The 7,895-nt window shown below is 60.7% G+C and carries 6 protein-coding genes; 2 read left to right on the top strand and 4 right to left on the bottom strand.

Annotated elements, in window-relative coordinates; all coding sequences use genetic code 11:
• The first annotated feature begins 47 nt into the window (after positions 1-47).
• Positions 48-1,229, top strand: coding sequence for an ABC transporter permease (locus tag ABSG20_RS24115; protein WP_423867013.1), 1,182 nt, complete (start codon positions 48-50; stop codon positions 1,227-1,229).
• Positions 1,230-1,238: 9 nt separating this feature from the next.
• The gene (locus tag ABSG20_RS24110; RefSeq protein WP_423867012.1) at positions 1,239-2,870 is read left to right on the top strand and encodes an ABC transporter ATP-binding protein; all 1,632 of its coding nucleotides are present in this window, start codon (positions 1,239-1,241) and stop codon (positions 2,868-2,870) included.
• Positions 2,871-2,882: 12 nt separating this feature from the next.
• On the opposite strand, the gene ABSG20_RS24105 is transcribed toward ABSG20_RS24110, so the two are convergent.
• The 4 genes from ABSG20_RS24105 to ABSG20_RS24090 form a co-directional block, all read right to left on the bottom strand.
• Positions 2,883-3,728, bottom strand: a complete 846-nt coding sequence (locus ABSG20_RS24105; RefSeq protein ID WP_423867011.1) for a C40 family peptidase — start codon at positions 3,726-3,728, stop codon at positions 2,883-2,885.
• On the bottom strand, positions 3,721-5,103 hold the full coding sequence (locus ABSG20_RS24100) for a leucyl aminopeptidase family protein (protein ID WP_423867010.1): 1,383 nt from the start codon (positions 5,101-5,103) through the stop codon (positions 3,721-3,723). The genes ABSG20_RS24105 and ABSG20_RS24100 overlap by 8 nt, the downstream gene beginning before the upstream one ends.
• Positions 5,104-5,314: 211 nt before the next feature.
• Complete coding sequence (locus ABSG20_RS24095; RefSeq protein ID WP_423867009.1) at positions 5,315-6,301, bottom strand: SAM-dependent methyltransferase; 987 nt, start codon at positions 6,299-6,301, stop codon at positions 5,315-5,317.
• A partial coding sequence (locus tag ABSG20_RS24090) for a B12-binding domain-containing radical SAM protein (protein ID WP_423867008.1) occupies positions 6,291-7,895 on the bottom strand: 1,605 nt, incomplete at its 5' end. The genes ABSG20_RS24095 and ABSG20_RS24090, both read right to left, overlap by 11 nt.

The following is a 7,895-nucleotide window of genomic DNA, read 5'->3' as shown; positions in this document are numbered from 1 at the left end:
TACATGTGGATCGATCCGCGGATCGATTTCGAGGCGCGGGAGGTCTGATGACAATCACCGCGCCGCTGCCGCCGATCGAAACCACGACGCAAGCGCCGCTCGGCGAGGCCGTGCCGATGACGCGCCACCGGTTCAGCCCGTCGCCGCTCAACCGCCGCCGCTGGCAGAATTTCAAAGCGAATCGCCGCGGCTATTGGTCGTTCTGGATCTTCCTGATCCTGTTCTTCGTCTCGCTGTTCGCCGAGCTGATCGCCAACGACCGTCCGTTCCTGATCAAGTTCGATGGACATCTGTATTTCCCGGCCTTCGTCAGCTATTCCGAGACCACATTCGGTGGCGACTTCGAGACCGCGGCGGATTATCGCGATCCTTACCTGCAGAAGCTGATCAAGGACAAGGGCGGCAGCATCGTCTGGCCGCTGATCCGCTATTCCTACGACACCCACAATCTCGACCTGCCGACGCCGGCGCCATCGAAGCCGACCTGGCTGCTGACCGAGGCGGAGTGCAGGGACGTGGTGCAAAAGAAAGGCCTGAAAAGCTGCCGCGACCTCGAATATAACTGGCTCGGCACCGACGACCAGGGCCGCGACGTGGTCGCCCGCCTGATCTACGGGTTTCGCATCTCGGTGCTGTTCGGCTTAAGCCTGACCATCATCTCCTCGATCATCGGCGTCGCCGCCGGCGGCGTGCAGGGCTATTTCGGCGGCTGGATCGATCTCGGTTTTCAACGCTTCATCGAGGTCTGGACCGCCATTCCCTCGCTGTACCTGCTGCTGATCCTGTCCTCGGTGCTGGTGCCTGGTTTCTTCGTGCTGCTCGGCATCCTGCTCTTGTTCTCCTGGGTATCGCTGGTCGGTCTGGTGCGCGCCGAATTCCTGCGCGGGCGCAATTTCGAATACATCATGGCGGCGCGCGCGCTCGGCGTCTCCAATGCCGTGATCATGTTCCGGCATCTGTTGCCCAACGCCATGGTCGCGACCATGACGTTCCTGCCCTTCATCGTGTCCTCGTCGGTGATGACCCTGACCGCGCTGGATTTCCTCGGTTTTGGCCTTCCCCCGGGCTCGCCTTCGCTAGGCGAATTGCTGTCCCAGGCCAAGGCCAACGTGCAGGCGCCATGGCTCGGCTTCACCGGCTTTTTCGCGGTCGCGATCATGCTGTCATTGTTGATCTTCATCGGCGAGGCCGCGCGCGACGCGTTCGATCCGCGCAAGACATTTAGATAGGACGCGCTGATGGACGCCATCAACCAGCCCCTGCTAGAGGTCCGCGATTTATCGGTGGCCTTTCATCAGCCCAGCGGCATCTCGATCGCGGTCGATCGCATTTCCTTCTCGATCAAGCGCGGCGAGTGCGTGGCGCTGGTCGGCGAATCCGGCTCCGGTAAATCGGTCAGCGCGCTGTCGATCCTGAAGCTGTTGCCCTATCCGACGGCCTCGCACCCCTCCGGCAGCATCCGCTTCATGGGCAGGGAACTGCTCGCCCTGTCGGAGCGCGAGATCAGGGGCATTCGCGGCAACGACATTTCGATCATCTTCCAGGAACCGATGACCTCGCTCAACCCGCTGCACACCATCGAGTCCCAGATCGGCGAAATCCTGCAGCTGCACTCTGGCGTGCGTGGCGCGATGGCGCGGGCGCGCACGCTCGAATTGCTGACACAGGTCGGCATTCCCGATCCGGAAGCACGGCTTGGGAGCTATCCCCATCAATTGTCCGGCGGCCAGCGCCAGCGCGTCATGATCGCGATGGCGCTCGCCAACGAGCCGGATTTGCTGATCGCCGACGAGCCGACCACGGCGCTCGATGTCACCGTGCAGGCGCAGATCCTGGCGCTGCTGGCGGAAATTCGCACCCGGCTCGGCATGAGCCTGCTGTTCATTACCCATGATCTCGGCATCGTGCGCCGCATTGCCGACGTGGTCTGCGTCATGAATGGCGGCAAGATCGTCGAGCAGGGGCTGGTGGAGCAGGTCTTCACCGCGCCGAAACACCCCTACACGAGGGCGTTGCTCGCGGCCGAGCCCAAGCCCGATCCGGCGCCGCCGCGGCCGGATTCCCCTGTCGTGATCTCGTCGGAAGATCTAAAAGTCTGGTTTCCGGTCAAGCGCGGCCTGCTGCGCTCGACCGTCGGGCATATCAAGGCGGTCGATGGCGTCAGCCTGAAGGTGCGCAAGGGCGAGACGCTCGGCGTCGTCGGCGAGTCCGGCTCCGGCAAGACCACGCTCGGGCTGGCGCTGTTGCGGCTGATCTCCTCCGATGGCAGAATCGTTTTTCTCGGCAGCAATATCCAGGGCCTGCGCTTCAAGGCGATGCGGCCGTTCCGCCGCGACATGCAGATCGTGTTTCAGGATCCTTTCGGCGCGCTGAGCCCGCGCATGTCGGTCGGCGACATCGTCGCCGAAGGCCTCAGCGTGCACCAGCCCGGGCTTTCGCAAGACGAGAGCGAGGCGCGCGTGATCAAGGCGCTGCGGGATGTCGGCATGGATCCGGCGACGCGATTCCGCTATCCGCACGAATTCTCCGGCGGCCAGCGCCAACGCATCAGCATTGCGCGTGCCGTGGTGCTGGAGCCGAATTTCGTCGTGCTGGATGAGCCGACCAGCGCGCTCGACATGCTGTTCCAGGCGCAGATGGTCGATCTCTTGCGCGAGCTGCAGCGCAAGCGCGACCTGACCTATATGTTCATATCGCATGATTTGCGGGTGGTCGCCTCGCTCGCCAGCCACCTGATCGTGATGCGGCTGGGCAAGGTGGTGGAAGAAGGGCCGGCGTCGCAGCTGTTCAAGAATCCAAAGTCAGACTATACGCGCGCGCTGTTTGCCGCCGCGTTCCGGCTGGAAGCCGCCCCCGGCGCCGCGACGTGAGTCGGTCGCATCTCAGGTCAGCCGCTTGATCGCGGCGATCTGGCTGCCCGCGGCCTTGATGCGGGCGACGGCGGCGCTGGTGTTTTCGATCACGGTCGCCATGTGATGGGCATTGGCGTGGACGAGGGTGCCGGCATCCCGCACGATGGCGACATGGCCGTTCCAGAAGATCAAATCGCCGCGCTGCAGGTCTTCGCATTGCGCCGGATGCAATGTCCTGCCGAGGCCATTCTGCTGCATGTCGCTGTCGCGCGGGCAGAAGATGCCGGCGGCGTTCAGCGACACCTGGACCAGCCCCGAACAATCGATACCAAGACTGCTCTTGCCGCCCCACAGATAGGGCGTGCCGACGAAACGTTCGGCGACTGCGACGAAATCCTCTTCATGCCGGTCGATGCTGCCGAGATGCTTCGGAGGCAGATGCCAGCCCTCTTGCGTCACGGAGAAAGGGCCGTCTTGACGGATCACCGTGACCAGGGACCCCATGACCAGCGTTTCGACCGGCGGCAGTTTGATCGATGGGCCGGGAAAGGCAAAGGTCCGCAAGCTCGTAATTTTATGGGTGGGCGCCGCAGCGGGTTTTGCGAGCGCGCGATCGGGAAGCCAGCCGACATAGCCGTCGCCGTTCAATTGGCCCCACGCAAAGCCTTCGTCGTTGCGGTCATAGATGGTGACGCGTTCGCCTTTCAGCGCCTGTGTCGTCAGCATGGCCTCGGAGGAGGGCGCCTCGCGCAGCGGCGCCAGCGCTTCGACAATTTCGAATTCCTCGCCACTGACAAAACGTGCCGCCTCGATCGTGCCTTCGAGATGTTTCGCGGCGAGGTCGGGCCGCGCCGGGGTCAGGCGCGGATCATCCATAGCGCTCGCCTAGCAATTTGAAGATCGCGCGGGCGGCCTGGCATTCGCCGCCCTCGGGCCGGGCCGGCTTTGCCACCGGCGTCCAGCCATAGATGTCGACATGCAGCCAGCTTCTCGCATGCTCGACGAACCGCTGCAGGAACAGCGCGCAGGTGATGGAGCCGGCGAACGTGCCTGACGGCGCGTTGTTGAGGTCGGCGACTTTCGAATCGAGCCAGCTATCGTAAGGCGGCCACAGCGGCAATCGCCACAAGGGATCGTTTTCGGCTTTCGCGCAACGCGCGACATCCTCCGACAGCGTCTCGTCGTTGGTATAAAAGGGCGGTAGATCCGGCCCCAGTGCCACCCGCGCGGCACCGGTCAGCGTGCCCAGATCGATCAGCAGATCGGGTTTTTCCTCGTCGGCCAGCGCCAGGGCGTCGGCCAATATCAGCCGGCCTTCGGCGTCGGTATTGCCGATTTCCACATTGAAGCCCTTGCGCGAGGGGAAGATATCGAGCGGACGGAAGGCGTTGCCGGCGACCGCATTCTCGACCGCGGGAATCAGGACCCGCAGCCGAATTTTGAGCCTCGCATCCATCACCATCATGGCCAGCGCCAGCACGTTGGCGGCCCCGCCCATGTCCTTCTTCATGATCAGCATGCCGGCGGACGGCTTCAGATCGAGGCCGCCGGTATCGAAACAGACGCCCTTGCCGACCAGCGTCACCCTGGGATGGGCCGGATCGCCCCAGCTCAGATCGATCAGTCGCGGCGGGCGTGACGAGGCCATCCCCACCGCATGGATCAGCGGAAAATTCTGCCGCACCAGGTCGTCGCCGACGATGCAGTTGAAATCGGCGCCGAAGCGCTGCGCCAGATGCTGCGCCGCCAGCGCCAGTTGTTCCGGCCCCATGTCGTTCGACGGCGTATTGATGAGGTCGCGCGCCAGCGTTACTGCGTCGGCCATTCGCGTGATGGCGGCGATGTCGATGCCATCGGGGGGCGCCAATTTGACTTCGCGCGCATCGCTCTTGCGGTAGCGGCCGAAGCGGTAGCTGCCGAGCGCGAAGGCCAGCGCGGCGAGGCGGGTATCATGTGGCGCGTTGGCAAAACGATAAGTGCCCGGCGGCAAAAGACCTGGCAAAAGCCCTGGTCGGAACAGGTCACGGGTGGTGCTGGTTGCGTCCTCCAGGCCGAATAGAACCTGCGCGATGTGTCCCTGCAGGGTTGGCAGCGTGAGGCACGCTCCCGGTTTGGCCGCGAAACCATTGGCTTGCGCGAACTGCCGGGCAAGCGGGGCAAGTTCGTCACAGGTTGCGTCCCATGTTGCCTTGGTCGCGAAGATAATGGGGACAGAAGATGCCGAGGGCGCGGTATCGAATGCTGAATGCATGAAGTTCTCGGTGTTCGAATGGCAGAAAAGCGAAGCATTTAGGCAGCGATCACCAGACGTTACAGGTCCGGTGTTTCGCCGACAATGCCTTACGACCGGAGACTGCCATCTCTAGGGGATTTTCATTTCGGCAAAAGCGCTTCGTTCGTTGGCGTACTCACGCCAACGGGCTGAGCTGGCATGGGGCCGAAAATATGATCTCTCGGTGGGATCAAAGATGGACCTCGTGAATGAACCATCTGATGTCCCTATCGTTAAAGTCGCGGGCAGCAGCAAGGCGGCACCCGGCGTCGTTATACAGAGCCGCCCATGCCCCGCGATTGCTTGGCGGGAGACCCTGGCCGGAAGCCATTTGCACCAAGTCTTGCAAACGAGCGACGCGGCGCGCCGGCAATTTGGGCCGCTTCGCATGCAGCTCACTATAGTAATCGATGAAAAAGGCTCTGCAGTTGGGAAATGCGCTGCGCAGGCCAACCAGAAACGACACCGCCTCGCTCGAGCAGCCGCCGAATAGCGTATTCAGTATGCTTCTTCCGAACAAGGCATCGTAGCTTCTACGCTCGGGCGCGGAGACCACCGAACGAATATCCTGCACGCGGGCCCTTTCGACGCGAACCCTCGATCGCAATCCCGTGCTTCGGATGCGACGTGCCGCAAGCCGGCACATTGGCGCGCTGCTATCGATGCAAAGTCCCTCAAAGCGATCGTCGAGCAGCGCCATTTGAATGGCAAGCGGCTCCGAACCGCATCCCAGCTCAAGCATTTTACCGACGCCCGCGCGATGCAAATGCTGTGCGATTGGAGTTCCGGTCCCAGCCGTGTAACTGAAGGCCGTTGCCAGGGCTTCCTGGTCAGTTCGATGATCGATCCCCTTAGCTTCATGCGCCGCGCCGAGACCTCGAATCGACCCGCCATAGGCACCTATGAATTTTTCGAGCTGGAACGCCAGTTCGGCAAACCCGCATTCCCCAAGCTGGTACCGGCCATTTTTCAGTCGCACAATTACCGTCGTTGCGTCCGTCAGATAGTCCAGACATCGCTTTAGGGCGGCAGTTTCGATTCCGCAAGCCAATGACAGATCATCGATCCGCCATGGCCTCTCCAGAAGTTTTAGAGTTCCCGCGCGAAGCAAGCCTAGCAGCAGCTCGCTGGCAAAATGGCCTTCGATGACGGCTACAAGATTTGCTTCAGCTGGCAAGAGTATCGCCCGCGACTTCCAGAACCCCGCGCGCCAGATATTCCATTAGAAACTCCTCCGGTGGCGCTGGGTAACCGGTCGACGTCTCGAAAGTCAGCCAATCGGCTTTACAACGAGGCTCGAACAAATAGGAAAACGCAGCAACGCTGGGTTTGTTCAGCTTGAAATTAACAACGTGGTTTTTGTCGTGATCGGAAAGACACAGGAGAAAGTCGTAGCGACGCGACAGCAGGTCCGACGGGATCGACGATGCCCGGTCGTCCGACAGCAGTTCAAGGATCTGGCTGCAGTCTGGCACCCCCAAAACCAAGGCAGATCTCGAACTTAGAGAAAGCGACGGTTCGTCACCATTCGAACGGCGGTTATGGCGCAGCAGCTCGTTAGAAGACCTTCTGCGGAGCTCGGTCGCTTGCAACATATACCTGACAAGACCAGCGATATGATGCGACCGGCCAAACCTATCACCAAAAAAATCCTCAACCGTGCACTGATCGGCTTGAGGTGACCGGCCTCTTCGAGTACGCCAGTCATCCATTGCATCGATCAGGTTGGCAAAATTGCGCCGGAACTGACGCAAGACATATCTTAGTAACGGGAAGCCCAGTCCGTACAAGTGCTGGTAGATCGTCGTCACGAATATGTGGCGATCCCTGGGCAGGGCTGCCGGGAAGTAATGATGATTGATGAATACCTGCGGATAGCTCGAAATCACCGTTCCGTCGTCCAACTCCAGGGTGGGAAAATTGAAGTCCGAAATGTGCCCGTCATACGCGATATCGTTCTGGTACTGGGTTAGCAGCGCGGTGCCGGGTTCCGGCGTCAGCAAATGTAGCTGAACGTTCAGCGGCGACAGATCCTTGTCAAAGCAGCTTCCAATGAGCTCGAGCGTGGCGTCCTGATCCGCCTTCGTTTCCTCCGGATAACCAGTGATGAATGACACCGTTGCCGACATTCCAAGCCGCTGCGTGGTGCTCAAGGTTTTCTCGAAGATGCCCAAATCCAGTTTCTTCTTTGAGATCTTCTGCATTCGCTCGGACCCGGCTTCGATGCCATAATAGATTGAAGTGCATCCTGACTTTCTCATACGGGCAAGAAGCTCATCGTCCACGCAGTCCTGGCGAGCAGAACACTTCCAGGTGTAGCCGCGCCCTTCGACCGCGTCGCAAAATTCCAAAACCTTTCGCCGATTGACGGTGAAAAGATCGTGCGTGAGGGAAAAGTCGGAGACCCCGTAGATGGCGTTCAGATGATCGAGCTCGCGGCGCAATCGGTCGGCAGATTTCAATCTGTACTGCCGTCCGAAAAAACTAGCCGTTGAACAGAACGTGCACTGGAAAGGACATCCGCGTCCGGCATCTACACGCAGCGAGGTCAGCCCGAGTTCCATGATGGGGTAACGATGATATGCGGGAATCGGAAGGTTATCGAGATTGGCAATGAGCGAGTTGCCGGAGTTGGTTTTGAACGTGCCGTTTGAAACAAACGAAATGCCCGGCACGCCCTCAAATGTTCCGCGTTTCAAACTTTCGACAACTGAAACGATGGTCTCTTCCGCCTCGTTTTTTACAATGACGTCGAACTGGCGGAAGGTCGT

This window comes from Bradyrhizobium sp., from assembly GCF_049512235.1.
Lineage (GTDB): Bacteria > Pseudomonadota > Alphaproteobacteria > Rhizobiales > Xanthobacteraceae > Bradyrhizobium.
The sequence above is the reverse complement of the archived record's forward strand: the minus strand, read 5'-3'. Positions and strand labels throughout refer to the sequence as shown.

Bases quoted from the DNA above. Each gene is read 5' to 3' on its own strand.
- ABSG20_RS24110 (WP_423867012.1), top strand. From the start codon at position 1,239: ATGGACGCCATCAACCAGCCCCTGCTAGAGGTCCGCGATTTATCGGTG.
- ABSG20_RS24105 (WP_423867011.1), bottom strand. From the start codon at position 3,728: ATGGATGATCCGCGCCTGACCCCGGCGCGGCCCGACCTCGCCGCGAAA.
- ABSG20_RS24115 (WP_423867013.1), top strand. From the start codon at position 48: ATGACAATCACCGCGCCGCTGCCGCCGATCGAAACCACGACGCAAGCG.
- ABSG20_RS24100 (WP_423867010.1), bottom strand. From the start codon at position 5,103: ATGCATTCAGCATTCGATACCGCGCCCTCGGCATCTTCTGTCCCCATT.